The organism is Aurantiacibacter arachoides (genome assembly GCF_009827335.1).
Taxonomy (GTDB): Bacteria; Pseudomonadota; Alphaproteobacteria; order Sphingomonadales; family Sphingomonadaceae; genus Alteraurantiacibacter; species Alteraurantiacibacter arachoides.
Window position 1 is genome coordinate 1,734,553 of sequence record NZ_WTYH01000001.1, and the last position, 23,592, is coordinate 1,758,144.

At 67.0% G+C, this 23,592-nt stretch carries 27 protein-coding genes and 1 other RNA gene; 20 read left to right on the forward strand and 8 right to left on the reverse strand.

Going from position 1 to position 23,592, the window contains the following annotated elements; genetic code table 11:
* Positions 1–2 precede the first annotated feature (2 nt).
* Positions 3–1,196 (forward strand): sulfotransferase family protein, encoded by a 1,194-nt coding sequence (locus tag GRI62_RS08495; RefSeq protein WP_131452900.1) that lies wholly within the window; start codon positions 3–5, stop codon positions 1,194–1,196.
* A gap of 20 nt (positions 1,197–1,216) precedes the next feature.
* On the opposite strand, the gene GRI62_RS08500 is transcribed toward GRI62_RS08495, so the two are convergent.
* The 4 genes from GRI62_RS08500 to GRI62_RS08515 all read right to left on the reverse strand — a co-directional run bounded on the left by GRI62_RS08500 (position 1,217) and on the right by GRI62_RS08515 (position 3,978).
* Positions 1,217–1,627, reverse strand: a complete 411-nt coding sequence (locus GRI62_RS08500) for a nuclear transport factor 2 family protein (protein ID WP_131452901.1) — start codon at positions 1,625–1,627, stop codon at positions 1,217–1,219.
* Positions 1,628–1,834: 207 nt separating this feature from the next.
* The gene (ndk, locus tag GRI62_RS08505; RefSeq protein ID WP_131452902.1) at positions 1,835–2,257 is read right to left on the reverse strand and encodes a nucleoside-diphosphate kinase; all 423 of its coding nucleotides are present in this window, start codon (positions 2,255–2,257) and stop codon (positions 1,835–1,837) included.
* Positions 2,258–2,337: 80 nt separating this feature from the next.
* Positions 2,338–2,478 (reverse strand): DUF2256 domain-containing protein, encoded by a 141-nt coding sequence (locus GRI62_RS08510; protein ID WP_199800025.1) that lies wholly within the window; start codon positions 2,476–2,478, stop codon positions 2,338–2,340.
* A gap of 45 nt (positions 2,479–2,523) precedes the next feature.
* A complete protein-coding gene (locus GRI62_RS08515) occupies positions 2,524–3,978 on the reverse strand; it encodes a leucyl aminopeptidase (protein WP_131452904.1) in 1,455 nt (484 codons plus the stop codon).
* Between the two features lie 98 nt (positions 3,979–4,076).
* Here GRI62_RS08515 and GRI62_RS08520 point away from each other — a divergent pair, with 98 nt between their 5' ends.
* From GRI62_RS08520 to rsmA, 4 genes are all read left to right on the forward strand, one after another.
* The gene (locus tag GRI62_RS08520; protein WP_234027402.1) at positions 4,077–6,455 is read left to right on the forward strand and encodes an LPS-assembly protein LptD; all 2,379 of its coding nucleotides are present in this window, start codon (positions 4,077–4,079) and stop codon (positions 6,453–6,455) included.
* Between the two features lie 202 nt (positions 6,456–6,657).
* Complete coding sequence (locus GRI62_RS08525) at positions 6,658–7,962, forward strand: peptidylprolyl isomerase (protein ID WP_234027565.1); 1,305 nt, start codon at positions 6,658–6,660, stop codon at positions 7,960–7,962.
* Positions 7,963–7,967: 5 nt separating this feature from the next.
* On the forward strand, positions 7,968–8,855 hold the full coding sequence (gene pdxA / locus GRI62_RS08530; protein ID WP_131452906.1) for a 4-hydroxythreonine-4-phosphate dehydrogenase PdxA: 888 nt from the start codon (positions 7,968–7,970) through the stop codon (positions 8,853–8,855).
* Positions 8,852–9,682: a 16S rRNA (adenine(1518)-N(6)/adenine(1519)-N(6))-dimethyltransferase RsmA gene (rsmA, locus tag GRI62_RS08535; RefSeq protein WP_131452907.1), complete on the forward strand. Its 831-nt coding sequence runs from the start codon at positions 8,852–8,854 to the stop codon at positions 9,680–9,682. Before pdxA ends, rsmA begins: the two co-directional genes overlap by 4 nt.
* On the opposite strand, the gene GRI62_RS08540 is transcribed toward rsmA, so the two are convergent.
* Entirely contained in the window at positions 9,667–10,095 is a 429-nt protein-coding gene (locus GRI62_RS08540; protein WP_131452908.1) for a PilZ domain-containing protein, read from the reverse strand. The two genes, rsmA and GRI62_RS08540, sit on opposite strands and share 16 nt — an antisense overlap.
* A 137-nt stretch (positions 10,096–10,232) precedes the next feature.
* Here GRI62_RS08540 and GRI62_RS08545 point away from each other — a divergent pair, with 137 nt between their 5' ends.
* The 4 genes from GRI62_RS08545 to GRI62_RS08560 all read left to right on the forward strand — a co-directional run bounded on the left by GRI62_RS08545 (position 10,233) and on the right by GRI62_RS08560 (position 14,077).
* A complete protein-coding gene (locus tag GRI62_RS08545; RefSeq protein WP_131452909.1) occupies positions 10,233–11,444 on the forward strand; it encodes a hydrolase in 1,212 nt (403 codons plus the stop codon).
* Positions 11,444–12,466, forward strand: coding sequence for an arginine N-succinyltransferase (locus GRI62_RS08550; protein WP_188669316.1), 1,023 nt, complete (start codon positions 11,444–11,446; stop codon positions 12,464–12,466). The genes GRI62_RS08545 and GRI62_RS08550 overlap by 1 nt, the downstream gene beginning before the upstream one ends.
* Complete coding sequence (locus GRI62_RS08555; RefSeq protein WP_131452910.1) at positions 12,463–13,716, forward strand: N-succinylarginine dihydrolase; 1,254 nt, start codon at positions 12,463–12,465, stop codon at positions 13,714–13,716. Before GRI62_RS08550 ends, GRI62_RS08555 begins: the two co-directional genes overlap by 4 nt.
* Before the next feature lie 118 nt (positions 13,717–13,834).
* The gene (locus tag GRI62_RS08560; protein ID WP_131452911.1) at positions 13,835–14,077 is read left to right on the forward strand and encodes a hypothetical protein; all 243 of its coding nucleotides are present in this window, start codon (positions 13,835–13,837) and stop codon (positions 14,075–14,077) included.
* 46 nt (positions 14,078–14,123) lie between these two features.
* Here GRI62_RS08560 and ssrA read toward each other — a convergent pair.
* Positions 14,124–14,469, reverse strand: a transfer-messenger RNA (tmRNA) gene (gene ssrA, locus GRI62_RS08565).
* Position 14,470: 1 nt separating this feature from the next.
* Positions 14,471–14,977, reverse strand: coding sequence for a large conductance mechanosensitive channel protein MscL (gene mscL, locus GRI62_RS08570; protein ID WP_131452912.1), 507 nt, complete (start codon positions 14,975–14,977; stop codon positions 14,471–14,473).
* Positions 14,978–15,122: 145 nt separating this feature from the next.
* On the opposite strand from mscL, the gene GRI62_RS08575 reads away from it, so the two are divergent.
* Genes GRI62_RS08575 through GRI62_RS08605 form a run of 7 tightly spaced genes read left to right on the forward strand, consistent with a single transcriptional unit; the run spans position 15,123 to position 20,690 of the window.
* A complete protein-coding gene (locus GRI62_RS08575; RefSeq protein WP_131452913.1) occupies positions 15,123–15,797 on the forward strand; it encodes a LemA family protein in 675 nt (224 codons plus the stop codon).
* A gap of 29 nt (positions 15,798–15,826) precedes the next feature.
* A complete protein-coding gene (locus tag GRI62_RS08580) occupies positions 15,827–16,681 on the forward strand; it encodes a TPM domain-containing protein (RefSeq protein WP_234027403.1) in 855 nt (284 codons plus the stop codon).
* Entirely contained in the window at positions 16,682–17,356 is a 675-nt protein-coding gene (locus tag GRI62_RS08585) for a TPM domain-containing protein (protein ID WP_131452915.1), read from the forward strand.
* Between the two features lie 22 nt (positions 17,357–17,378).
* Positions 17,379–17,936, forward strand: a complete 558-nt coding sequence (locus GRI62_RS08590; protein WP_131452916.1) for an NUDIX hydrolase — start codon at positions 17,379–17,381, stop codon at positions 17,934–17,936.
* Complete coding sequence (locus tag GRI62_RS08595; protein WP_131452917.1) at positions 17,933–18,892, forward strand: 2-hydroxyacid dehydrogenase; 960 nt, start codon at positions 17,933–17,935, stop codon at positions 18,890–18,892. Before GRI62_RS08590 ends, GRI62_RS08595 begins: the two co-directional genes overlap by 4 nt.
* Positions 18,889–19,743 carry a kinase gene (locus tag GRI62_RS08600; protein ID WP_131452918.1) on the forward strand — a complete coding sequence of 285 codons (855 nt, stop codon included), beginning with the start codon at positions 18,889–18,891 and terminating at the stop codon, positions 19,741–19,743. Before GRI62_RS08595 ends, GRI62_RS08600 begins: the two co-directional genes overlap by 4 nt.
* Positions 19,740–20,690 carry a VOC family protein gene (locus GRI62_RS08605; protein ID WP_131452919.1) on the forward strand — a complete coding sequence of 317 codons (951 nt, stop codon included), beginning with the start codon at positions 19,740–19,742 and terminating at the stop codon, positions 20,688–20,690. The genes GRI62_RS08600 and GRI62_RS08605 overlap by 4 nt, the downstream gene beginning before the upstream one ends.
* 57 nt (positions 20,691–20,747) lie before the next feature.
* On the opposite strand, the gene GRI62_RS08610 is transcribed toward GRI62_RS08605, so the two are convergent.
* A complete protein-coding gene (locus GRI62_RS08610) occupies positions 20,748–21,149 on the reverse strand; it encodes a c-type cytochrome (protein ID WP_160731849.1) in 402 nt (133 codons plus the stop codon).
* A gap of 186 nt (positions 21,150–21,335) precedes the next feature.
* Here GRI62_RS08610 and GRI62_RS08615 point away from each other — a divergent pair, with 186 nt between their 5' ends.
* Genes GRI62_RS08615 through GRI62_RS08630 form a run of 4 tightly spaced genes read left to right on the forward strand, consistent with a single transcriptional unit; the run spans position 21,336 to position 23,545 of the window.
* Positions 21,336–21,836 carry a hypothetical protein gene (locus GRI62_RS08615; RefSeq protein ID WP_131452921.1) on the forward strand — a complete coding sequence of 167 codons (501 nt, stop codon included), beginning with the start codon at positions 21,336–21,338 and terminating at the stop codon, positions 21,834–21,836.
* Positions 21,837–21,846: 10 nt separating this feature from the next.
* Positions 21,847–22,197 (forward strand): DUF3147 family protein, encoded by a 351-nt coding sequence (locus GRI62_RS08620; RefSeq protein ID WP_131452922.1) that lies wholly within the window; start codon positions 21,847–21,849, stop codon positions 22,195–22,197.
* Positions 22,194–22,892 carry a HupE/UreJ family protein gene (locus GRI62_RS08625; RefSeq protein WP_131452923.1) on the forward strand — a complete coding sequence of 233 codons (699 nt, stop codon included), beginning with the start codon at positions 22,194–22,196 and terminating at the stop codon, positions 22,890–22,892. The genes GRI62_RS08620 and GRI62_RS08625 overlap by 4 nt, the downstream gene beginning before the upstream one ends.
* Positions 22,889–23,545: a DOMON domain-containing protein gene (locus GRI62_RS08630; RefSeq protein WP_188669315.1), complete on the forward strand. Its 657-nt coding sequence runs from the start codon at positions 22,889–22,891 to the stop codon at positions 23,543–23,545. The genes GRI62_RS08625 and GRI62_RS08630 overlap by 4 nt, the downstream gene beginning before the upstream one ends.
* The last annotated feature ends 47 nt before the right edge of the window (positions 23,546–23,592 follow it).

The window sequence follows — 23,592 nt, forward strand, 5'->3', positions numbered from 1 at the left end:
TGATGCCACCGCCGCGCCCGCATCCGCTTACCCGTTCCGCGCGCGTCGACCGCGTCATCGGCTGGCTGGAGACCTCTTGGGTAAGGGGCTGGTCGCCCCGCCCCACGCTCGACCCAGACGAACTTTGGGCGATAGCCTTTCGCAAGCACGCGCCCGAACACGAGCGGACCGGCCGCAGCGAAGCCGATATCGCGGACTTTCGCCTGCGGCTGAAGCGGCTCTGCCTGGCAGTGCGGGATGAGGCACGGCTCAATGCGCTGGGCGAGACCATGGCGCACGGCCAGTTGCAGCGCGCCATCACCCAGCGCCTGGAACTTGGGGCGCTGTGGTCGCACCGGCCGGCGCTGGCGCAGACCCGGGTGGCACCGCCCATCCTGGTAATCGGCCAGATGCGCAGCGGCACCACCCGGGTCCACCGACTGCTGGGCGCCGATCCGGCCCATGCCACGACGCGGTTCTGCGACAGCTGGCTGCCGGTCCCCCGCCGCCCCGATCTGCGCCCCGCCTGGTCGCGGCTGATGCTCGGGCTCGGCAACTGGCTCAACCCGTGGATGGACATGATCCACCCGGTCAAGCCGCACAAACCGGACGAAGAACTGGGCTGGCTGGCCGCCGCCCTCGATCACGGGGCCTACGAGGCGCAGTGGCACGTGCCCTCCTACGTCGCCTTCAGCGAAGGGCGGGACCACACCCCGGTCTATGCCGAGTTTGCGCGGATCATGCGCACCGATGCAGCCTGGCACGGCAATGCGCACCGGCCGCGGGTGATGAAGGTGCCGCAGTTCGCCGACAACCTGCCCGCCCTGCTCGCCGCCTTTCCCGACGCGCGCGTGGTGCGCACGCTGCGCGATCCGGCCGAGGTCGCCCGCAGCGCGGCCTCGCTCTACGCCAACCAGATGACGGTCCAGTCGGACACGGTCGACATGGATTGGGTTAATGCCGAGGTGAACCGCAAGATCGCGCGGCGCGAACAGGTCATCGACAAGGCGCTGGCGCAATTCGCCGGGCCCATGTCCACGGCCCGCTTCACCGATCTGAACGAGAACTGGGAAGCGGAGATCGCCCGCATTTACCGCGATCTGTCGCTGCCTCTTACAGAGGCGGCGATGGAGGCGATGCGTGGCGAGCAGGACCGCACGAGATCGGGCGACCACCGCGTCCACGCCCGGCAATACGCGGCGTTTGTGAAGGCCTGAGCTTTCAGGCGATAAGGTGATCAGGCGACCGGGCGACTGTTCACCGGTTCGCGCATGATGCGCGCCAGCGATTGCACCGGGTGCGCGCCGTAGGATTGCCATTCGTGAACGTGCAGATCATCGGCCCGTGCGCGAAAATGGCGCGAATCGGAGATGGCGGGGTGGTCGCTGATCAGCTTGCCCGTCATCAGCACCTGATCGCCGCTGTGCGCAAAGGTGTCGATGCGCAGTTCGAACTGGCGCGCTTCGGCAAACAGCTTGCTGAAAATGGTGCGAGCCGCCTCGCGCCCGCGCACCTCGCGGCCCGAGCTGTCGACGAGCAGCACGTCCTCGTCCATCAGGGCGACCATCGCCATCACGTCACGCGCGTTCATGGCGTTGATGTAGGTTTGGACGGTTCGTGTCGCCGGGCGTGGAAACCAGAAACGCATCGGCACCCTCCCGTCCAGCCGTCCGGTTATCGAGACGGCACACGACAGGTCGCGGCAGGGCGCGATCGATCATGTCAGCCAATGGACTAACACGAAACGAGGATAAAACGATACGTGATTAAAGTGGTATAAGATTCCGGCGCCAGCGCAGGGCGGGCGCGGTTCCTCCGCCGGCACCCTGGCCGGGCGGAGGAACCGCGAACCAGATCAGCCGACCAGTTCGTTCTTGTCGAAGAAGTAGTCGATCTCGATCGCAGCATTCTCTTCGCTGTCCGAACCGTGGACCGAGTTCGCCTCGATGCCCTCGGCAAAGGTCTTGCGGATCGTGCCTTCATCGGCGTCGGCGGGGTTGGTCGCGCCCATCACGTCGCGGTTGCGCTTCACGGCGTCCTCGCCCTCGAGCACCTGGACGACCACCGGGCCGCTGGTCATGAAGTCGCACAGTTCGCCGAAGAAGGGGCGTTCCTTGTGAACCGCATAGAAGCCTTCGGCCTGCTCGCGGGTCATCTGGATGCGCTTGGAGGCGACGACGCGCAGGCCCGCATCCTCCAGCATCTTGGTGACCGCGCCGGTCAGGTTGCGGCGGGTGGCATCGGGCTTGATGATGGAAAAGGTGCGGGTGACCGCCATGGGACAAATCCTTGCAGAGAGTGATGGGGTGGAATTGGCGCGCGCCCTAGCGCCCGCCGCCCCCACCCGCAAGAGGCAGGTCAGGCCGAACCCTTCGCGCCGCGGCACCGGTCGGAGCAGTAGCGCACGTTATCCCAATCGCGTTCCCACTTCTTGCGCCAGGTGAACGGCAGGCCGCAGGTTGCGCAGATCTTGGACGGCAGGTCCGCCTTCTTGCGCATCTTTCCCACGGCCCGCCGTTCCCTTTATCGCTTGCCCTTCCCGCGTCAGCGTTCCGCGGTATCGCGCACCAGCCGGTCGAGCAGGCGCACGCCGTATCCGGTCGCGCCCTTGTCGTAAGTGGCACCGGCCTTGTCCGCCCAGGCCATGCCGGCAATGTCGAGGTGCGCCCAGGGCGTGTCGTTCTCGATGAACCGCTGCAGGAACTGCGCCGCCGTGATGGATCCGGCAGGGCGCGGGCCGACGTTCTTCATGTCGGCGATCGGGCTGTCGATCAGCTTGTCGTATTCGGGTGACAACGGGAAGCGCCAAAGCTTGTCGCCGCTCGCCTTGCCCGCCGCCAGCAGATCGTCCGCCAGGCCATCGTTGTTGGAAAACAGGCCAGCGTGCTCGCTGCCCAGCGCGATAACCATGGCACCGGTCAGCGTGGCGAGGTCGACGATACGCGCCGGCTTGTATTCGCGCTGCGTCCAGCACAGCGCGTCGCACAGCACCAGCCGCCCTTCGGCATCGGTGTTGAGCACCTCGATCGTCTGCCCGTTCATGCTGGTCAGCACGTCGCCCGGACGGATCGCGTTGCCATCGGGCATATTCTCCACCAGGCCACAGACGCCGACGATGTTGGCCTGTGCCCTTCGCATGACGAGCGCCAGCATGGCCCCGGCCACGGCGCCCGCACCGCCCATGTCCCATTTCATCTCGTCCATGCCAGCGCCGGGCTTCAAGGAAATGCCGCCGGTATCGAAGGTCACGCCCTTGCCGACAAAGGCGATAGGGGCATCGCCGTCAGCGCCGCCCATCCATTCGATGACGAGCAGCCGGCTGTCGCGCGCGGAGCCCTGTCCCACGCCGAGCAGCGCGCCCATGCCGAGCGCCTCCATCTCCGCCTCGTCCAGCACGCGGACCTTTGCGCCGGTGTCGGCGAAGCGGTCCTTGCAACGTTCGGCGAAGCTGTCGGGATAGATCACGTTCGGCGGCTCGGCCACCAGCTCACGCGTGAACTCCACGCCGGCCGCAAGCGCGCTCGCATCCTGCCAGGCGGCTTCCGCACCCTCGGACGCGTTCAGCACGACCACGCCCTTCAGCGTCGGCTTCTGCTCGTCGCGCAGCTTGGTGCGATATTCATCCCAGCGCCACGCGCGCAGCCGCATTCCCAGCAGGACGGCAGCAACCTCCTCCGCCGAGAGACCCGTCGCATCGAAGCCCAGCTCGGTCTCCCCGCTGACCAGATATTTCGCCGTCAGCGCGCCACCGGCCTTTTCCAAGGACGCCATGCGCGCATCATCGTTCTTGCCGGCGCCCGCCAGCGCCAGGCGCTGCACCTTGCCGTCAGCATCATGGAAGCCATCGAAAACCTGGCCGGCCTTGCCGGTGAAGCGCGAGGCGGCGGCGCCCTCGCTCACCGCGCGCGGCAGGTCGGCAGGCAACTTGTCCTGTTCGACGACGCGCGCGACGAGGCGCGGGGTTTCAGAATCGGATGATGTACGGAAAGTGGGGGTCATGCTTGCTCCAGCAGGGGGGTGTGGATCGGCCACACGGTTGTTCGCGGCAGCCGAAAGCTTGCGTTGCGATTAGGGCTGAGTGCTGCAATAGGCAAGCCATGCTCCCCGGCCAGCACTTCGCGCCGCGCTACGCCCTGCCCCGCTCGCCGGGCGCGATCCCCCTGTGGGGCGCGGCGGCGGCCGCGATGCTCCTCGCCCTGTCGCCTGCCGACGCCTTTGCACAGGACGGCGAGGCGCCGGGTGTGGATACCGCGCAGGAACTGGTGGCCGACCAGCCCGACCCGTTCGAAATGGACGAGGAGCAGGAAGCCGAGGTCGTTCTCGACCTCGACACCCGCGCCTCTCCCGCGATTCCCGAGCGCAATGCGGCGGGCGAACGGCAGATCGGGTTCGAGGCGACTGAGCTCGTCTACGATCAGGACAGCGACACGGTCACGGCCGGCGGAAACGTGATCCTGCGCTCGGGTGACCAGTCGCTGCGCGCAGACGCGGTGACATGGAACCGCCAGAGCGGCGAGATCGTGGCCACCGGCGCGGTGCGGCTGGTGGACGAGGACGGCAACCAGCTGTTCAGCGACCGTCTGGTGCTGACCGACGAGCTGGAGGCAGGGGCGATGGACAACCTGCTCCTCGCCTTTCGCCAAGGTGGTCGCCTTGCCGCCGCCAACGGGCAGCGCACCGCCGATGGCGACATCCTGCTCGAACGTGCCGCCTATTCGGGCTGCGCGGTGGTGGATGCCGATGGCTGCGACAAGACGCCGAGCTGGCGCATTACCGCAGAGCGCGTGTGGTACGATGCAGAGACCGATCGCATCCGTTTTTCGGGCGCATACCTCGAACTGTTCGGCGCGCGGCTGCTGCCGCTTCCCGGCCTGACCATCCGTGCCGATGGCAGCGCCAGCTCGGGCTTCTTCGTGCCCGACATCGGCCTTACCGCGTCCAATGGCATCGAGCTGACCGACAGCTATTACATGCGTCTGGCCGAGAACCGCGACCTGTTGCTGTCTGGCTATCTCTACACCGAAGCGGCGCCCATGGTGTCGGCGCAGTATCGTCACCTGACCGGCACCGGCGCCTACCAGGTGACGGGTTATGCCACCTATGGCTCCCGCATTCCGCTGAGCGATGGTTTCGCCAATAGCGAGAAGGATTTTCGCGGCTACCTGTTTGCCAATGGCCGCTTCCAGCTCGATCCGAACTGGACCTTCACCGGCTCGGCTCGCCTGGCGAGCGATCGCACCTTCCTGCGTCGCTACGACATCAGCCGCGAGGACCGCATCCGCTCGGTCGTGCAGGCCGAACGCATCGACGACAACTCCTATGTCTCAATCGCCGGCTGGGCGACGCAGGCGCTGCTCGTCTCCACCCCGCAAGGGCAGGTGCCGCTGGCCGCGCCGCTGATCGATGCGCGCTATCGGCTCCAGGACCCGCTGCTTGGCGGCACCGTGGAATTGCAGGCCAACACACTGGCCATCACGCGTGGCAGCGGGCAGGATACGCAGCGCGCCTTTGCCCGCGCCCAGTGGGATCTGCGCCGGCTGACCAACTGGGGCCAGCTGGTCACGCTGACGGCATTGGTGCGCGGCGATGTGTATCATTCGGACGAGAACGACCGTTCGCCCACGCCCAGCTATCGCGGGTTGCCCGGCTGGCAGGCGCGCGGCATCGCCACTGCCGCGGTGGACGTGCAGTGGCCGCTGGTGGGGGCCTTCGCCGGGGGGACGCAGACGCTCACCCCGCGCCTGCAACTCGTGGCGTCGCCAGCGATCCGCAACCTGGAAATTCCCAATGAGGATTCGCGCGCCATCGACCTGGAGGATTCCAACCTCTTCGCGCTCAACCGCTTCCCCGGCTATGACCGGGTGGAAGACGGCGTGCGGCTGACCTACGGCGCGGACTGGCAATTCACCCTGCCCGGCTGGCGGGTGGATGCAACCTTGGGCCAGTCCTATCGCCTGAGCGACGAACCCACGCTGTTCCCCGACGGCACCGGCCTGAACGAGCAGTTCTCCGACTTCGTCGGCCGGACGCAGGTGCGTTACGAGGACTTCGTCAAGTTCACCCACCGTTACCGCCTCGACAAGGACAACTTCGCCGTTCGCCGCAACGAGGTGGACGCGACGGTGGGTTCGGACCGCACCTATCTCGAACTTGGCTACCTGCGCCTCAACCGCGACATCGACCTCAATTTCGAGGACTTGCAGGACCGCGAGGAACTGCGCCTTGCCGGACGCGTCGCCTTTGCGCGATACTGGTCGGTATTCGGCAGCGCCGTGGTCAACCTGACCGATCGGGCGGAGGATCTGTCGCTGACGTCCGACGGCTTCGATCCGCTGCGCACGCGTCTTGGGGTGGCCTATGCCGACGATTGCCTCGAATTCGGTTTCACCTGGCGGCGCGACTACATCCGCCTGGCCGATGCGCAGAGCGGCAGCAGCTTCCGGCTCTATTTTGCGCTGCGCAATATCGGCCTGTGATACTATCAGGCCTGTAACCCCTTCGCCGCGTGGCGCATTGGCAGCGGGGGTGAATTTCGCTAGGGCGCACGGCTCAGCTACGGTTCAGCCAGAAATGGACAAAGGCCGGGCAACCCGGGCGCGGTTCGGATGCGCTCCTAACAGGATTGTGACACACGTGATTCCATTCGCGAAGAAAGCCCTGCACCTCGGCCTCGCCTCCATGGGCGCGCTCGCCATTGCCGGCGCAGCGCAGGGACAGACGACCGTCACCGGCAGTGATGCGTTCAACCTGCCGGAGGATGTTTCGTTCGTCGTCACGCCCACCGATCCCAACATTCGCCGCGCCACCGCGCGGGTGAACGGCAACATCATCACCGGCACCGATGTCGATCATCGCGTTGCGCTGATCCTCGCCGCGCAGGAAGTGGCCGTGCCGGCTGAGGAAGTGGCCCGTCTGCGCCTCCAGGTCCTGCGCAACCTGATCGACGAGACGTTGCAGGTGCAGGAAGCCGCGGCGCAGGAGATGCCCGTGTCCGACGAGGAGGTAGAGCAGTCCTACGCCCGTTATGCCGCCGAGGCGCGCGGCATGAGCGTGAGCGAGATGGACGCCTATCTCGCCTCCATCGGCTCCAGCCCCGGGTCGATCAAGCGCCAGATTCGCGGCGAGCTTGCCTGGGACCGGCTGTTGCGCCGTAACGTCGCGCCCTTCGTGAACGTGTCCGAGGGCGAGGTTACCGAGTTGTGGCAGCGCCTCCAGGCGTCGCGCGGAACGACCGAGTACCGCCTGGGCGAAATCTTCCTTGCCGCAACCCCGGCTAATGCCGAACAGGTGCGCGCCAACGCCGACCAGATCATTCAGCAACTGCGTGCCGGCGGCAGTTTCGTCGCCTATGCCCGTCAGTATTCGCAGGCATCCAGCGCGGTGCAGGGCGGCGACCTTGGCTGGCTGCAGCTGGCCCAGTTGCAGCAGCCCACTCTTGAAGCAGCGGCGCAACAGATGGCGCCGGGACAGCTCGTCGGTCCGCTGGAAATTCCGGGCGGCTATTCCATCCTGCTGATGATCGACCAGCGCACCATGGGCATGGCCGATCCGCGCGACGCGGTGCTCAGCCTCAAGCAGATCTCGCTGGAATTTCCTGCCGGAATGCCTGCGGCCGAGGTAGAACGCCGGGCCGCCGAGTTTCTCACCGCCGTCCAGGGGATGCGCGGATGTGGCGATGCCGATGCCGCCGCCGCCGCGATCGGTGCCTCCACGGTGAACAACGATGCGATCCAGGTGCGCCAGTTGCCCGAGGCGTTCCAGTCCATCCTGCTCCAGCTCAACGTGGGGCAGGCCACGCCGCCGTTCGGCGAATTGCCGCAGGATATCCGGGTGCTCATGCTGTGCGGCCGTGACGATCCGGGCGAAGTTGCCGGACCTACCGTGGCTGACATCATGGCCTCGCTGGAAGAAGACCGCATCAACCGCCGCGCCCAGCGTTATCGCCGCGACCTGCGCCGTGACGCGGTGATCGAATACAACTGATCGGCGTGACTCACCCGGCCCCGCTCGCGGTCACCATCGGCGACCCGGCGGGGATCGGTCCGGAAATCATCGCAGAGGTCGAGGCCCGCCGCGAGGCGTTGGCCCTGCCTGCCTTCGTGGTGGTGGGCAATGTCGGCGCCGCCCGCGCGGGCGAACCGGACCGCACCAGCGCCGCGATTGCGCTCGACGCCTTGCAACGCGGAGTGGCGCTGGTGTTGAACGGCGAATGCAGCGGCATCGTGACCGGTCCGGTCGCCAAGTCGGGGATTGCCGCGATCGACCCGGCCTTCGTCGGCCAGACCGAGTTCCTTGCCGATGCCTGCGGCCTTTCTCGCGAGGATGCTGTGATGATGCTGGCCGGGCCTTCGCTCCGCACCGTGCCGATGACGGTCCACTGCGCGCTGGCCGATGTCCCCTCGCGGCTGTCGCAGGATTTGATCGTGCGCCGCGTGCGCATCGTCGCCCGCGCGTTGCAGACCGATTTCGGCATCGCGGCTCCTCGCGTGGCGGTGGCTGGCCTCAACCCCCATGCTGGCGAGAACGGCCGCATGGGGCGCGAGGAGATCGAGATCATCGCACCCGCCATCGCGCAGCTGCGCGCCGAGGGGATCGACGCGACCGGCCCGCATCCTGCCGATACGCTCTACGCCCCGCACAAGCGCGGCACCTACGATGTCGCCGTGGCCATGTATCACGATCAGGCGCTGGTGCCGTTGAAGGCGCTCGACTTCGATGAGGGCGTGAACGTCACCCTCGGCCTGCCGATCGTGCGCACCAGCCCCGACCACGGCACCGCCTTCGACATTGCCGGCCAGGGCGTGGCCCGCGCCGATGCGATGATCGCGGCGATCCGCATGGCGGCAGACATGGTGACGCGGCGGAGCATGGCATGACCGTGCTGCCCCCCCTTCGCGAAGTCATCGCCGCGCATGGCCTGTCCGCCTCGAAGGCGCTGGGCCAGAATTTCCTGTTCGACGAGCAGTTGCTGGACCGCATCGCCGCCATCCCCGGCGATCTTGAGGGCAAGGCGGTGCTGGAAATCGGTCCGGGCCCCGGCGGCCTTACCCGCGCCCTGCTGCGGGCCGGCGCCCGCGTCACCGCGATCGAGCGCGATGCGCGGTGCATCCCGGCGCTGGCCGAACTGCAGGAGGCCTTTCCCGGCAAGCTGCGCGTGGTGGAGGACGATGCCCTGGCCATCGACCATGCCGCCCTGATGGGAGAGCCCTTCGCGGTCGTCGCCAACCTGCCCTACAACATCGGCACCCTGCTCTTTACCCGCTGGCTTTCAACGGGCGCATGGCCACCTGCCTGGACCAGCCTGACGCTGATGTTCCAGCAGGAGGTTGCCCGGCGCATCGTCGCCAGCCCCGGTTCGGCGGAATACGGGCGGCTGTCGGTGCTGGCGCAGTGGCGATCGCGGGCAAAGCTGGCGATGAAGGTTCACCGCAGCGCCTTTACCCCGCCGCCCAAGGTGATGAGCGCCATCGTTCACGTCACCCCTGACGCTGCGCCCGAAGGTGTCAGGGCCGCTACGCTGGAACGATTGACAGAGGCCGCGTTCGGCCAGCGCCGCAAGATGCTGCGGCAAAGCCTGAAGGGTCTTGAAGGCGCGCTCGATGCGCTGGCTGTGCTGGGGATCGATCCCACGCTGCGGGCGGAAACGCTGTCGGTCGAGCAGTTCGTGGGAATCGCGCGCACGCTCGATCAGAATACGAGGTAGGTTACCAGCAGATAGGCGGTGGCCAGCGCGGTGATGCCCAGCAGGCCGTAGGCGAGCACCTGCTTGCCGGTGGACCATTCCCCGGGATCGTTGGCGGCTTCGATCTTCCGGCCCGCCACGTGCTTGCTGGCGCGCCGTCCAGCCACCAGCGCGGCGACGTCGATCCGGTCATTGGTGCGCACGCCGAAGCGCCGGCCGCTGACCCAGCGCACCTGCCCCGCCACGTGGTGCCCGTTGACGAGGATATCCACGATTGTGCCGCGCGCCGGCGGCCGTTCGCTCACCACCAGCATGCCCTTGGCCGATATGTCGCCCACGCGCACCGGATAGGTGCCGCCGGCATCGCGCATGCGGCCCTGCAACATCGCGGTGGTGCGCGCATCGCTGCGCGCCTGGCCTTTACCGGCTAGCATGAAGGGGCAATTTTTCGCGACATTGTGCCGGCAGCCCTAGCGGCAAAGTCTTAGGTGTTGGTTAAGCACGCTTACGGCCCTGCCCGGCCCAGCTTGCGATTTGACAGGCGGACCTTGGCGTATATTGCCGGTTGCAGATGAAACAACTCGACCCCGCCGAAGCCGCCATCGCCCACCGCGTCGATCAGGCGCGCATGCTCGACAACACGCAGGCCTGGGCAGCGATCAACACCGGCACCGGCAATCTGGACGGTCTGGCGGCCCTTGCCGGGCTGCTGGCAGACACCTTTGCATCGCTGCCGGGGGAGGTCACCCTGCGCGATCCCGCCCCCGTCACGGCAATCGCACCGGACGGGCGCGAGGTGGACCGCCCGCACGGGCGCCATCTGGTGCTGTCGGTCCGGCCACAGGCAGACCGGCGCTTCCTGCTGACCGGGCACATGGACACCGTCTATCCCGCGGACCATCCCTTCCAGACGCTCACCTGGCTGGACGAGGACACGCTGAACGGACCCGGCACCGCCGACATGAAGGCAGGGCTGGCGGTCATCCATGAGGCGTTGACGACGTTCGAGACGTCCGCTGCCGCTGCGCGGGTCGGCTACGACGTGATGATCAATTCGGACGAGGAGACCGGCTCGCTCGCCTCCGCCGCGCTGATCGATGAACTGGCGCGCGGCAAGGTCGCCGCACTCACCTACGAACCCAGTGCCCTGCCCGATGGCACGCTAGCCCACGCCCGCGGGGGCAGCGGGAACTACGCGGTCACCTTTGGCGGCCGTTCCGCCCACGCCGGGCGCAATCCGCAGGACGGGCGCAATGCCCTCGTCGCCGCGGCCGACTGCGCGCTGCGGCTGAAGGCGATGCAGCACGCCGACCTGCCCATAAATCCTGCAAGGATCGACGGCGGCGCGGCAAACAACGTCGTGCCCGACCATGCCGTGCTGCGCTTCAACATCCGCCCCAAATCGACCGAGGCCGCCGATCGTTTCGCGAACGATCTCAAGGCCATGCTTGCCGATCTGGAGGGCGCGCACGAGGTTTCCGTTCATTGCCAAGGCGGCATTTCTCGCCCGCCCAAGCCCGTCGATGCCTCGGCGCAGAGGTTGTTCGACCTCGTCCGCGCAAGCGGCGCCGCGCTTGGCCAGGCGATCGGCTGGCAACCGAGTGGCGGCGTGTGCGATGGCAACAACATCGCCGCCAACCACGTGCCGGTGGTGGACACCATGGGCGTGCGCGGCGGCGCGATCCATTCGCCCGACGAATACATGATCGTTCCCTCCCTGATCGAGCGGGCGCAGCTGTCCGCCGTGGTTCTCCACCGCCTCGCCATGGGAGACGCGCTGTGATGCCCGGACCCACCCACGTGATGCGCGCCGCCACGCTGGACGACCTCCAGCCGCTTTACGAGATGGCCAAGCTGACCGGCGGCGGATTCACCAACCTGCCGCCCGATCGCAACTCCCTTGCCCGCAAGCTGGAACGGTCCGACGCCGCCTTTGCCCGCACGGGTGATGACATCGTCCCCGAAACGTTCGTGCTGGTGCTCGAGAACGTCGAGACGGGGGCCGTTCGCGGCACCTGCCAGGTGTTCACCGCGGTGGGGCAGGCAGCGCCGTTCTACTCCTACCGCATCACCACGCTCACCCAGCATTCGCAGGAGCTGGACCGCATCGTCACCGCCGAAATGCTCAGCCTGACGAATGACCTTGGCGGGTGCAGCGAAGTAGGCGGGTTGTTCCTGCATCCGGGCGAGCGCGCGGGCGGGCTAGGCCTGTTGCTCGCGCGCAGCCGCTATCTGTTCATCGCCGCGCATCGCCAGCGGTTCGGCGCGCGTATCCTGGCCGAACTTCGCGGCATTATCGACGAGCGCGGTGGTTCGCCGTTCTGGGACGCGATCGGCGGCAAGTTCTTCGGGATGACGTTTCAGGAGGCGGACGAGTTCAATGCCGTCCACGGCAACCAGTTCATCGCCGATCTGATGCCCAAGCATCCGGTCTACATCGCCATGCTGGACGAGGCGGCAAAAAGGGTGATCGGCCTGCCCCACCCCAGTGGCCGTGCGGCCATGCGGATGCTGGAGAACGAGGGCTTCAGCTACCAGAACTACGTCGACATCTTCGACGGCGGGCCGACCATGCTGGCCGCGACCGACCGGGTGAAATCCATCGCCGGCGCGCAGTGTGCCACGCTGGACGGCATCGAACTGCCGAAGGGCGAAAAGGCCCTTCTGGCGACCGGCACCATGGCTGACTTTCGCTGCTGCTATGGCGCGCGCGAACTGCGCGGAACGGGCCTTGCCATCGATGCGCGGGCGGCGGACGTGCTGCGTGTGGGCAACGGCGATACGGTCTGGGGTGTGGCGCGATGACCGCGCTTCAGGAAATCAATTTCGACGGCATCGTCGGGCCGAGCCACAACTACGCCGGCCTCAGCCTGGGCAACCTCGCCGCGACGAAGAACGCGGGCGCCACCGCCTACCCCCGCGCCGCCGCCTTGCAGGGCCTCGCCAAGATGCGTCGCAACATGGCGGCAGGGCTGGCGCAGGGCTTTTTCGTCCCACTGCCCCGCCCCGACGCGGGCTGGCTGGAAGCGCTGGCGGTGGACGATGCGACCGATCCCGCGCTGGTGGCAGGCGCATGGTCGGCATCCAGCATGTGGACCGCCAATGCCGCCACGGTCTCCCCCGCGCCCGATACCGCAGACGGGCGCTGCCACCTTACCGTGGCCAACCTGGTGACCATGCCGCACCGCAGCCACGAATGGGCCGATACGCTGGCCCAGTTGCGCCTCGCCTTTGCCGACCAGGCACGTTTCGCCGTCCACGGCCCCGTTCCGCCGACATTCGGGGACGAGGGCGCGGCCAATCACATGCGCCTTGCCCCCGCGCACGGCGAGCCGGGGCTGGAGGTGTTCGTCTATGGCCGGCCCGGCGGGCGCTTTCCCGCCCGCCAGCACGAACAGGCCAGTCGCATCGTCGCCCGCCGTCACGGCCTGGACCCCGCGCGCTCCCTGTTCGTGGAGCAATCGGGCGAGGCCATTGCCGCGGGCGCCTTTCACAACGACGTCGTCGCCGTGGCCAATGAGAGCGTGCTGTTCTGCCACGCGCAGGCCTTTGCCGATCCGGCAGGCACCTACGCCGCGATCCAGGCCCGCTGTCCGGGAGCGCAGGTGGTGGAGGTGCCGGCCAGCGCGGTAAGCCTTGGCGATGCCATCGCGTCCTACCTCTTCAACGCGCAGCTGCTCACCCCCCCGTCGGGCGAGATGACGCTGGTGGTGCCGGAAGAGTGCCGGGAGAACGGCGCGGTCTGGACCTGGTTGCAAGCCATGCTGGCAGGCAACGGTCCCATCCGTCATGTCGAGATGGTCGACGTGCGCCAGTCGATGGCCAACGGCGGCGGGCCTGCCTGTCTGCGCCTGCGCGTGGTGGCCGATCCTGCAACCGTGGACCCGCGCTTCATGCTGGACGAAGCCAAGGCTGCCCTGATCGAGGAGGTGATCGCCGCGCACTGGCCAGAGAGCATCGCGATCGCGCAGATCGGCGATCCCGCGCTGGCGCAGGCGGTGCGATCGGCCCGCACCGCGCTGCTCGATGCACTGGATCTCGCCCAACTCGCCTGAGGGGCCAACGGGCCCCTGTCGGACTGCCTTACACTCGCGCCGATCTTAACCATTACCCATGGCGGAACACTGCCGTTGGCACGGCATTTGCTATGGTAAGGGTTAAGAAAGGGCATCGATGTTTCGCAAGATAGGCAGGCTGTTCGTCATCAAGACGCGGTGGGAAGCCTTCCTCATAATCTACGCCCTGGCGCTGGGTGCCTGCGCGCGCGGCGTGCATTATATCGAGCAGTATCCCGGCTGGGGCGGCTATGCCCTGTTCTTCGCCTGCACCGGCGCTGTCTTCCTGGCGGGAGCAAAGATCCTCGATTGCCTGAAATACGAGGCAGCCGCGCGCAAGAACGCCACGCTATCCGAATAAATGCAGGGAAGGTGGGGGTTTCTGTTGCTAGCTACCCCCGGAGCCCCGGAATCCGTTCTGTTGCCCGGTCGGTCCAACCGCGCTTAAGCCTTGTAACCTTGGTCCGTTAGGACGTGGAGTTACGCAGCGAGAGCGAGTGCTTCGTTATCGTTGGCACTTGTGTGTTTTGAACAGTTTTGCGGGATACTCAGCCCGAGCAAAAACGCCGTCTTTCAGCACACGTCGATCCTAGTTCGGCCCCGTCATAAACCGCCACTTTCGCGGCGGGTTGTGGTGGAGCCGCCGGGTACTGCCCCCGGGTCCGTTGTACCTATGTCACGGCGCCGTTTATCGCCATATCCGGTCGAAACCGGCACCCCCCATATAGCGCGTCGTGGATGAATGTGAAGTGGATCAGCGCAGCGGTGTCTCACCCGTTGGCCGGGCGGTATCTGCGACCACGCCATCACGGCGCAGTTCCGCCAGGATTTTCTTCAGCACGTCGAGCTCGGGATTGGTGGGCACGTCGTCGTTGGTCGAGCTGTCCTCGGTCTGTGCGGCCTTGCGCTGCATTTCCTCGGTCACCTTGTTGACACTGCGCACAAGCAGGAAAAGCGCAAAGGCGACGATGAGGAAATTTATGACCGCGGTCATCAGCGCGCCGTAGCCGATCATCGCCACGCCCGCTTCTTTCAACTGTTCGTAATTCGTCAGCGATCCTTCGTATCCCGCGGGAACGTCGCCCAGCCGGATGAACCAGTTGGAGAAGTCGATATCGCCGAAGATCGCACCGATGAGCGGCATGATCACCCCATCGGTCAACTGGGTGACGATGCCGCTGAAGGCCGCGCCGATTACCACGCCCACGGCCAGATCGATCACGTTGCCGCGCGCGATGAATTTCTTGAATTCCTTGAACATCGATTTCGTCCCCTGCACTCTGGCGATCCGCGCCTTTCATGGTGCAGGGACACGGTGCGTGGCAAGAGCGCGGATCGACTTGCAACCGCACCTTGCCGTGCTATATCCGCAATACACCTCGAACGGGGAATGGAGGATCAGTCGCATGTTCAAACGTCTTGCCCAGCTCGCAACCCTCGCCATCGGCAGCCTTGCACTTGCCTCCTGCGGGATCAATTCCGTGCCCGAAAAGGAAGAGGCCGCCAGGGCGCAGTGGGGCAACGTCGAATCGGCGCTGCAACGCCGTGCGGACATCATCCCCAACCTGGTGTCCACCGTGCAGGCCGCCGCGGTATCCGAACAGAACATCCTCACCGGCGTGATCGAGGCGCGTTCGCGCGCCACCTCGATCAACATCACCACCGATGACCTGTCGAACCCCGAGGAATTCCAGCGTTTCCAGGATGCGCAGAACCAGCTGACGCAGGCGCTCGGCCAGTTGCGCACCATCGTGGAGGCCTATCCCGACCTGCAGAGCAACGCCCGCTTCGCGGACCTGATGGTCGAGATCGAACAGTCGAACAACATGATCAACACCGAGGTCGGCCGCTACAACGAGGCGGCGCGCGACTATAACACGGAAATCCGCACCTTCCCCTCTACCATCGGCGCCAACGTGATCCACGGGTCAGAGCCGATGGAGTATTTCGAAGCCGCCGAGGGCGCGAGCGAGAACCCGGAGGTCGAGTTCAACAGCATCAATCCGGCCGGCGGCAACGCCCGGGCCCCTGCCGCCACCAACGACAACATGACCGGGGACCGCGCCGCGGCCGCGAATTGATCGCGGGGCGCCCCGTCGGAGTGATGACCATGAGCAGGCTATTAGCCATGCTCGGCGCGCTGATGCTGCTGGCGTTCGCCCAAGGCGCGTCGGCACAGCGGTACGACCTGCCGCCGGTGCCGGAATGCCCGGTCTATGACGGGGCGAACATCCTCTCGGCCGAGACCGAGGCGACGCTCGATGAGCGGCTTCGCGACTACAACCGCGAGACGGGCAATGCCATCATCGTCGCCACGGTGCCCTCGCTGGATGGCGCGGAGATCGAGCCCTATGCCACCGCGCTTTATGCCGACTGGGGCATTGGCGGGGCGCAGCGCGATACCGGATTGCTGCTGCTCGTTGCACCTAACGAAAAGCGGGTACGTATCGAGGTTGGCTACGGTCTCCATCCGTGGTTCGGCGGCATCATGGGCGGGCGCGTCATCAACGACGTCATCACGCCGCGCTTCAAGGCGGGCGACTTCGATGGTGGGGTGACGCAGGGCGTCGACGCCATCCTCGCCCATCTCGCCACCAGTCCCGAGGACGCCGTTGCCATCGAGGAAGCGGCGCAGGCCGCTGCCGAGCAGGAACGGCAGTCCGACGGCGGCTTCCCCATCGGCACGCTGATCTGGTTCGGCTTCATCGCCTTTTTCTTCATCCTGCCTATGCTGCGCGGGGGCGGTCGCGGACGGCGGCGGCGGTATGGCGTTGGCAGCGCGGTGGGCGACATCGTGCTGTGGGAAGCGGGCAAGGCCATTGCCCGCGGGTTCGACGGTGACGGCGGTGGTTTTGGGGGCGGCGGCTTCGGCGGTGGCGGAGGCTTTGGCGGCGGCGGGGGCGGCGGTTTCGGCGGCTTTGGCGGCGGCATGTCAGGGGGCGGTGGCGCCTCGGGGGGCTGGTAGATGGGCTATCTGACAGAAGCGCAGCACCGGATCGTTTCCGAGGCGGTCGCCGAGGCCGAGATGACGACCAGCGGCGAGATCGTGCCGGTTATCGCCGATCGTTCGGATGGCTACACCGATGTCGTGCTGGTTTGGGCGGCGGCGCTGGCCTTTACCGGCATGAGCCTGTTCGCCGCCTTTCCCGAGGTGTTCCTGGGCATGGTCGACGCGCTTTCCGGCGGCTGGGGCAGCGACCACGGCGCGGGTGAGATCGTCGCATGGGCGGTTGGCCTGGGCCTGCTGATTTTCGTCGTCACCTGGCTGCTGCTGAGCTGGCCGCCCTTGCGCTTCGTGTTCGTGCCCGGCCCGGTCAAGCGCCAGCGCGTGTTCGAGCGCGCGGTGCGGCATTTCAAGGTCGGCGCAGAAGGGCGCACGCGGGGCAAGACCGGCGTCCTGATCTACCTTTCCATGCGCGAACACCGTGCCGAGATCGTGGCCGACGATTCCATCACCGACAAGGTCCCCGCCGAAGTCTGGGGGGAGGCGATGGCGGACATGCTGGCCGAGGTGCGCCAGGGCCGCGTGTCGGAAGGGATCGCCGCAGGCGTGCGCGACGTCGGCAAGGTGCTGAGCCCCCATTTTCCGCGCGGCGGAGACGACCAGAACGAACTGCCCGATCGCTTGATCGAGGTCTGAGGGTCCGATACCCCTGCCGCGCATGAGCGCGCCCGATTCATCCCCGCCCCTCGAAGCCGTTTTGCCCGAAGAGACCTGTTGGGAAGGCCGCTTCATCGTCGCCAAGCGGCGCGGCAAGTGGGAATACGCCAGTCGCGCGCGCAATATTCGCGCCGCTGTGATCCTGGCGGTGGACGAGGGGGACGTGTTGCTGGTGGAACAGTTCCGCGTGCCGCTGGGCAAGCGCTGCCTCGAATTGCCTGCCGGCCTCATCGGTGACGATGACGGCGGCGCGCATGACGACCCGCTCTCCGCCGCGAAACGCGAACTGGCGGAGGAAACGGGCTACGCCGCCGATCACTGGGAAGACGTGGGCGAGTTCTGTTCCTCCCCCGGCATGGTCGCCGAAAGCTTCACGCTGGTAAAGGCCAGCGGTCTCGCGCAGATCGGCAGCGGCGGCGGCATCGACGGCGAGGACATCACCGTCCACCGGGTTCGACTGGCCGACGTCGCGCGCACGGTCGCCGATTTCCGCGCGGGCGGCGGCGCGATAGACGCCAAGGTGCTGTTGTTGCTCGCACCGGGACTGCTGGGCGCGTGACGCTCAAGGTGATCCTCACCCGCCGCTGGCCCACGGCGGTGGAGCGCGCGCTTGGTGAGCGGTTCGATGTGGTGCTGCGCTCTGGCGACAGGCCCATGGCGCAAGGCGAACTGGCGGGGGCGATGGGCGAATGCGACGTGCTGTGCCCGACCGTGTCCGACCGCATCGATGCCGACATCATCGCCGGTGGCACGCGTTGCCGGCTCATCGCCAATTACGGCGTGGGGTTCGATCATATCGACCTGGCAGCCGCCAGGGCCCGAGACATCGCCGTCACCAACACGCCCGGCGTGCTGACCGATGCCACCGCCGACCTCGCCCTGACGCTGATCCTGATGTGCGCGCGCCGCGCGGGCGAAGGCGAGCGCGAGGTGCGGCGCGGCGACTGGAGCGGCTGGCGACCAACGCACATGATCGGCAGCGCGCTGAAGGACAAGGTTCTGGGCGTGGTCGGCTTCGGACGGATCGGACAGGCCGTGGCCAGGCGCGCGCGATACGGCTTCGGGATGCGGATCGCCTACCACGCGCGCCACGCCAGCGATGCGGCGAACGCGCTGGACGCGCAGTTCTGCCCTAATGTTACCGATCTGCTCGCGATGTCGGATGTCGTCTCGCTCCACGTACCCGGCGGCGCGGCAACGGCGAACCTGATCGACGCGGGCGCCGTGGCGGCGATGAAGCGGGGCAGTTTCCTCATCAACACCGCGCGCGGCGGGGTGGTCGATCACGACGCCCTGGCCGAGGGGTTGCGAAGCGGCCACCTCGCCGGCGCGGGCCTCGATGTCTATCCGCAGGAGCCACTGGTGCCCCCTGCCCTCCTCGCGCTGGAGAACGTCGTCCTCCTGCCGCACCTCGGCAGCGCCACGGCAGAAACGCGCGAGGCGATGGGAATGCGGGCGCTCGCCAACATCGCGGCCTTTGCCGGGGGCGCACCGCTGCCGGATCGTGTGGCTTGACCGACGCCGGCGATCCTGTGGCGGCCCTGATCGCCGCCGAAGGTCTGCCGCACGACTATGCCGAGGTGGTAGCCCGGGACTGGCAGCCGCTCGCCACCCTGATTGCCCGGCGGGCCGCAGGGCGCACGCCGTTGATCGTTGGCATCAACGGCGCGCAGGGATCGGGCAAGACGACGCTGTGCCGCTTCCTGGAACTGCTGCTGAAGCGCCGCGGGCTGCGCGCCGTCACGCTGTCGATCGACGACCTCTATCTGCCGCGGGCGGAGCGGGTGCAGCTGGCCGAGCAGGTCCACCCGCTGTTCGCCACGCGCGGCGTGCCCGGCACCCATTCGCCGGCGCTTGGCATGGCGGTGATCGAGGCCGTGCTGGCCGGGCGCGCGTTCACCCTCCCCCGGTTCGACAAGGCGATGGACGACCGCGCACCCGGTGGGACAAACATCACCGGCCCCGTTGACGTGCTTCTGTTCGAAGGCTGGTGCGTGGGCGCATCGCCGCAGGAAGACGCCGCGCTGGCCAAGCCCGTCAACGCGCTGGAGGCCGAACACGATGCAGACGGCACCTGGCGTCGTCTCGTCAACCTGTTCCTGCGCGAGGATTATGCACGCCTCTTCGCGCAGGTCGACATGCTGGTGATGCTGCAAGTCGGCAGCTTTGCCGACGTCCGCCGCAACCGCGCCCTGCAGGAGGACAAGCTGCGCGCCGGCCAGCCGGACGCGCCGGGCATCATGGCCCCGGAACAGGTGGAACGCTTCCTCGACCATTACGAACGGCTGACCCTGCACATGGCTGCCGACCTGCCCGCGCGCGCCGACGTGGTCATCCCCATCGGCCCCGACCAGCGCCCGCTGTGAGGGCCTGGCCCGCCTTGATCCTGCTGGCGCTCGCCGCCTGCGCCGCGCCGAAAAGCGAGCCGCTCCGCACGCCCGAGGGCGCGGTGCTCGATGCCGATCCTCCGCTTGCCTATCCCCCCGGCGCGCTGTCCGTCCAACAACTGGGCCGCGACAACGCCGACCTCCTGGTCCAGCGCTCCATGAACGTCTTTCGCCGCTTCGCGCCCGATAAGACGGCGGACATGGTGCGCTTCTATACAGAGGCCCTCGCGCTGCGCTCGCTCGCGCCGATCCAGTTGACCCGCACGCAGCAGATGATCCTGGTCGGCGTCGGCAGCGGGCAGATCAAGCTATCGGCTGGGCAGCAGGGCGATCGGCGATACGACCTTGCCGGCGGCGTGCGCGGTGGAACCGGCATCCGCTACCTGCGCCTGCGCTACCCCGACCAAGCTGCGGTGGCACGCCGTTTCACCGAGTCGGGGTGGCCAGCGCCGGATTTTCGTGATCGCGGCCCGCACCGCACGGCGATTGTCAGCGATCCTGCCGGCCTGGCTATCGAACTGGTGATCGATCCGCGCGCAAGCGACCACGGCGCCGATGGCCTTGGCGTGGGCATCGGCGTTTCGAACATTGCGGCGAGCGAGGCGTTCTATCGCGACTTCGTCGGCCTGCGACCTGTGGCGCCAATACAGGACGCGGCGCTGGGCATCGCCGTTCGGCCGCTGGTGCATGGCGAGACGGCCGTACTGCTGCATCAGGTCGCGCCCGGTGGCGGGGCGGATACCGGCTCTTCCGGATTACAGTATGTGGTCAGCGATGCAGCTTTGGTCGCCGCGCGTGCCAGCCATCGCGGGGTGACGGTGGAAACGCCGCTCAACCGTCTTTCCGGGTTCGACCTCGTGACCGTGTGGCTCAACGATCCGGACGGGGTAACGAATTATTTCGCCCAAGTGGGCCCGCGGCACTGACCGCACGAAAAAGGGCGCCCGAGGCGCCCCTTCCCGCAACCTGTCTGGCGCGGCCGGTCAGTCGGCCCGGTTCTGCACGATATAGCGCGAAAGCGTATCGATTTCCTCGTCGCTGACCATGCCGCCGAAGCTGGGCATGGCGCCCTGCCCGTTGCTGACGATCTGCTTCACGTAATCGACCGACAGCCCGTCATTGCCGTCCAGCGCCGGGCCGATATGACCGTTCCCGCCCGCATCGGACAGCACGTGACAGGCACCGCAGCTGTAGGTGGAGAACAAGGCGCGGCTGGCGGTAACCTGCTCGGCAGTCAGTGCCTCGCCCGAGGCATCGGCCGCCTCGCCAGCGTGTTCGTGGGCGGAGTGATCGTGCTCCTGCCCGACGGCGGCGTAAACGGGAACGGCCATCGCACCCAGCCCCAGCGCCAACAGTGCGCCCTTGCCGAAAGTTTTCGCTGTCATCGCCATTATCGTCTATCCCTTGTCGAACCGTGTCGTGCTTGCCGCTGTATCGACTCCTGTTGTAGGGTCATCCAGCTTTACGGCAGATTTATCGATCGGCCTCAAAGCGGAAATTATGGACATTGTCAACGATTGGGCGCAAATGCGTCTCGGGTCGACGGACAATCGCATCGGGAGCAGCGTGGCATGAAGCCGGACATCGTCATCCTTGCCCTCTTGCCCCTGGCGCTTGCCGCCTGCTCCGGCCCGGCACCCGATCTGCCCTATGGCCCGCCGCAGCAGCTGATGGCGGCGCATGTCGAACCCTACGCGCAAACCTACTGGCAGTCGGTCAAGTTCGAGAGTGAGCTGATGCCCGACGGCACGGTGGAAAACCGCGAATACGAGCCCGACAGCGACGCCGAGTGGGAGGAAGTGCGCGCCGCCGCGGCGCATCTGCGCGAGATGTCCGATGTGCTGGAATCCCCCGCCTATGCCGAAGGCCGCGGCCCGGCCTGGATGACCTATGCCGCCGGCCTTGGCGAAGCTGCCCTGGCGGCCGAACAGGCGGCGCAGGCAAGGGATCCGGACGCCGTGTTCACCGCAGGCGGCAACCTCTACAACGTGTGCCGCGCCTGCCACCAGACCTATCCCCCTGCCGAGCTGGAGGCGGAAGGCGGCACGGTGGATGACGTGCCGCAAGGCTGATCGCCCGCCTGTGTTATACCTGATTATCAAGGCCGCGCTGTCGGGCATCCTCATCGCCGCTGCATCCGAAGTTGCGCGGCGCTGGCCCGGCATCGGTGCCCTGATCGTGGCGCTGCCGCTGGTGAGCGTGCTGGCGATGATCTGGTTGTGGCGCGACACAGCCGACGTGGAGCGGATTGCCGTTCTGTCGGGTTCGACGTTCTGGTTCATCCTCCCCTCGCTGCCGATGTTCGTCGCCATTCCGTGGCTGCTGCGGAACGGGGTCGGTTTCTGGGGCGCACTGGCTTTGGGCTGCGTGCTGACCACGCTGCTCTACCTGGGCATGATCTGGGCGGGGCCGCGCTTCGGGCTGAAGCTGTGACAATTGCCGACAGTTCCGCCCGCCGCCTGGCGCCCGCGCTGATACTCGCCGCGCTCCTGCTAGCCGCGCCCGCCCTCGCCCATGACGTGGCCGAGGGGGACAAGGCCTTTGTCGCCAGCGTCACCGGGCCGGATCCGATCCCCTTCCTCTACCTCGGCGCCAAGCACATGGTCACGGGATACGATCACATCGCCTTCCTGGTAGGCGTGGTGTTCTTCCTCACCCGCCTGCGCGACGTGCTGCTCTACGTCTCCATGTTCACCATCGGGCATTCGCTGACCTTGCTGGGCGGCGTGCTTCTCGGCACGGGCGCCAATGCCTACGTCATCGATGCCATCATCGGGGTGTCGGTGATCTACAAGGGGGTGGAGAACGTGGGCGGATTCGCGCGGATCGGCTTGCATTTCGATACGCGGCTGGCGGTACTGGTGTTCGGGCTGTTCCACGGGCTGGGGCTTGCCACCAAGGTGCGCGATCTCGGTCTTTCGCCCGATGGGCTGCTGGTCAACCTCATCGCCTTCAACGCCGGCGTGGAACTGGGACAGGTCGTGGTGCTCACGGTTGTCGTACTCCTGCTCGGCGCATGGCGCGGCTCGCCGAGTTTTCGCCGCTATGCCGTGGCAGCCAACATCGCGCTTATTCTCGTCGGGATCGCGCTCACCGTCCACCAGATACAGGGATACCTCGCTTCATGAACAAGCCAGTGCTCGTTTCCGCTCTCCTGCTTGCCGGTGCCGCCCTCGCCATCTGCGTTGTGCTGCCAGCCGAAACCGGTTGGGACCCGACCGGTGCGGGCAAGGCGCTGGGCCTGACGCAGATCGCCGATCCCGTGGGCCCGGAAACGGAGCGCGGCCAGGCCCGCATGGCGCGCCAGCAGGTGCTGGCCGAGAACGACGCATCATCGCAACCGGCGGGCGGCGTGGACGACAGCTGGAGCGTCGAGCTCGGTCCGTTCGAATCGGTGGAGTTCAAATACACGATCGCGGAAGGGGACCGCATGAACTTCGCCTGGCAGGCGAGCGGTCCCGTGCATTACGACATGCACGCCCATCCCTTCGAAGGCGGCGAGGAACTGACCGAAAGCTACGCCATCGGCGATGCGGCCACCATGCGCGGCAGCTATACCCCCGCCTTTACCGGTATCCACGGCTGGTTCTGGGAAAACCGCAGCATGGAGCCCGTCACCCTCACGCTCGACGCCCAGGGCGCGATGACGACCTCGACGATCTTCCGCGACAACGGCGCGGCGGAACGCCCGATCGCCGGCGCGACGGATCGGATTTCCGGCGCGGTTGCCGGACATCGCATGCAGTCCGAAGGCGAGCAGTCGGGCAACCCGTCTGAGTGACTTAGTCCGAAAGCCACGGAATTAATCAATTTCGCGGCGCATTGGCA

Excerpts from the sequence above, each read along its gene's own strand:
- GRI62_RS08495 (WP_131452900.1), top strand. The coding sequence starts at position 3 with ATGCCACCGCCGCGCCCGCATCCGCTTACCCGTTCCGCGCGCGTCGAC.
- GRI62_RS08500 (WP_131452901.1), bottom strand. The coding sequence starts at position 1,627 with ATGCGTTTCTGGTTTCCACGCCCGGCGACACGAACCGTCCAAACCTAC.
- ndk (WP_131452902.1), bottom strand. The coding sequence starts at position 2,257 with ATGGCGGTCACCCGCACCTTTTCCATCATCAAGCCCGATGCCACCCGC.
- GRI62_RS08510 (WP_199800025.1), bottom strand. The coding sequence starts at position 2,478 with ATGCGCAAGAAGGCGGACCTGCCGTCCAAGATCTGCGCAACCTGCGGC.
- GRI62_RS08515 (WP_131452904.1), bottom strand. The coding sequence starts at position 3,978 with ATGACCCCCACTTTCCGTACATCATCCGATTCTGAAACCCCGCGCCTC.
- GRI62_RS08520 (WP_234027402.1), top strand. The coding sequence starts at position 4,077 with ATGCTCCCCGGCCAGCACTTCGCGCCGCGCTACGCCCTGCCCCGCTCG.
- GRI62_RS08525 (WP_234027565.1), top strand. The coding sequence starts at position 6,658 with ATGGGCGCGCTCGCCATTGCCGGCGCAGCGCAGGGACAGACGACCGTC.
- rsmA (WP_131452907.1), top strand. The coding sequence starts at position 8,852 with ATGACCGTGCTGCCCCCCCTTCGCGAAGTCATCGCCGCGCATGGCCTG.
- GRI62_RS08540 (WP_131452908.1), bottom strand. The coding sequence starts at position 10,095 with ATGCTAGCCGGTAAAGGCCAGGCGCGCAGCGATGCGCGCACCACCGCG.
- GRI62_RS08545 (WP_131452909.1), top strand. The coding sequence starts at position 10,233 with ATGAAACAACTCGACCCCGCCGAAGCCGCCATCGCCCACCGCGTCGAT.
- GRI62_RS08550 (WP_188669316.1), top strand. The coding sequence starts at position 11,444 with ATGCCCGGACCCACCCACGTGATGCGCGCCGCCACGCTGGACGACCTC.
- GRI62_RS08555 (WP_131452910.1), top strand. The coding sequence starts at position 12,463 with ATGACCGCGCTTCAGGAAATCAATTTCGACGGCATCGTCGGGCCGAGC.
- GRI62_RS08560 (WP_131452911.1), top strand. The coding sequence starts at position 13,835 with ATGTTTCGCAAGATAGGCAGGCTGTTCGTCATCAAGACGCGGTGGGAA.
- mscL (WP_131452912.1), bottom strand. The coding sequence starts at position 14,977 with ATGTTCAAGGAATTCAAGAAATTCATCGCGCGCGGCAACGTGATCGAT.
- GRI62_RS08575 (WP_131452913.1), top strand. The coding sequence starts at position 15,123 with ATGTTCAAACGTCTTGCCCAGCTCGCAACCCTCGCCATCGGCAGCCTT.
- GRI62_RS08580 (WP_234027403.1), top strand. The coding sequence starts at position 15,827 with ATGAGCAGGCTATTAGCCATGCTCGGCGCGCTGATGCTGCTGGCGTTC.
- GRI62_RS08585 (WP_131452915.1), top strand. The coding sequence starts at position 16,682 with ATGGGCTATCTGACAGAAGCGCAGCACCGGATCGTTTCCGAGGCGGTC.
- GRI62_RS08590 (WP_131452916.1), top strand. The coding sequence starts at position 17,379 with ATGAGCGCGCCCGATTCATCCCCGCCCCTCGAAGCCGTTTTGCCCGAA.
- GRI62_RS08610 (WP_160731849.1), bottom strand. The coding sequence starts at position 21,149 with ATGACAGCGAAAACTTTCGGCAAGGGCGCACTGTTGGCGCTGGGGCTG.
- GRI62_RS08615 (WP_131452921.1), top strand. The coding sequence starts at position 21,336 with ATGAAGCCGGACATCGTCATCCTTGCCCTCTTGCCCCTGGCGCTTGCC.
- GRI62_RS08630 (WP_188669315.1), top strand. The coding sequence starts at position 22,889 with ATGAACAAGCCAGTGCTCGTTTCCGCTCTCCTGCTTGCCGGTGCCGCC.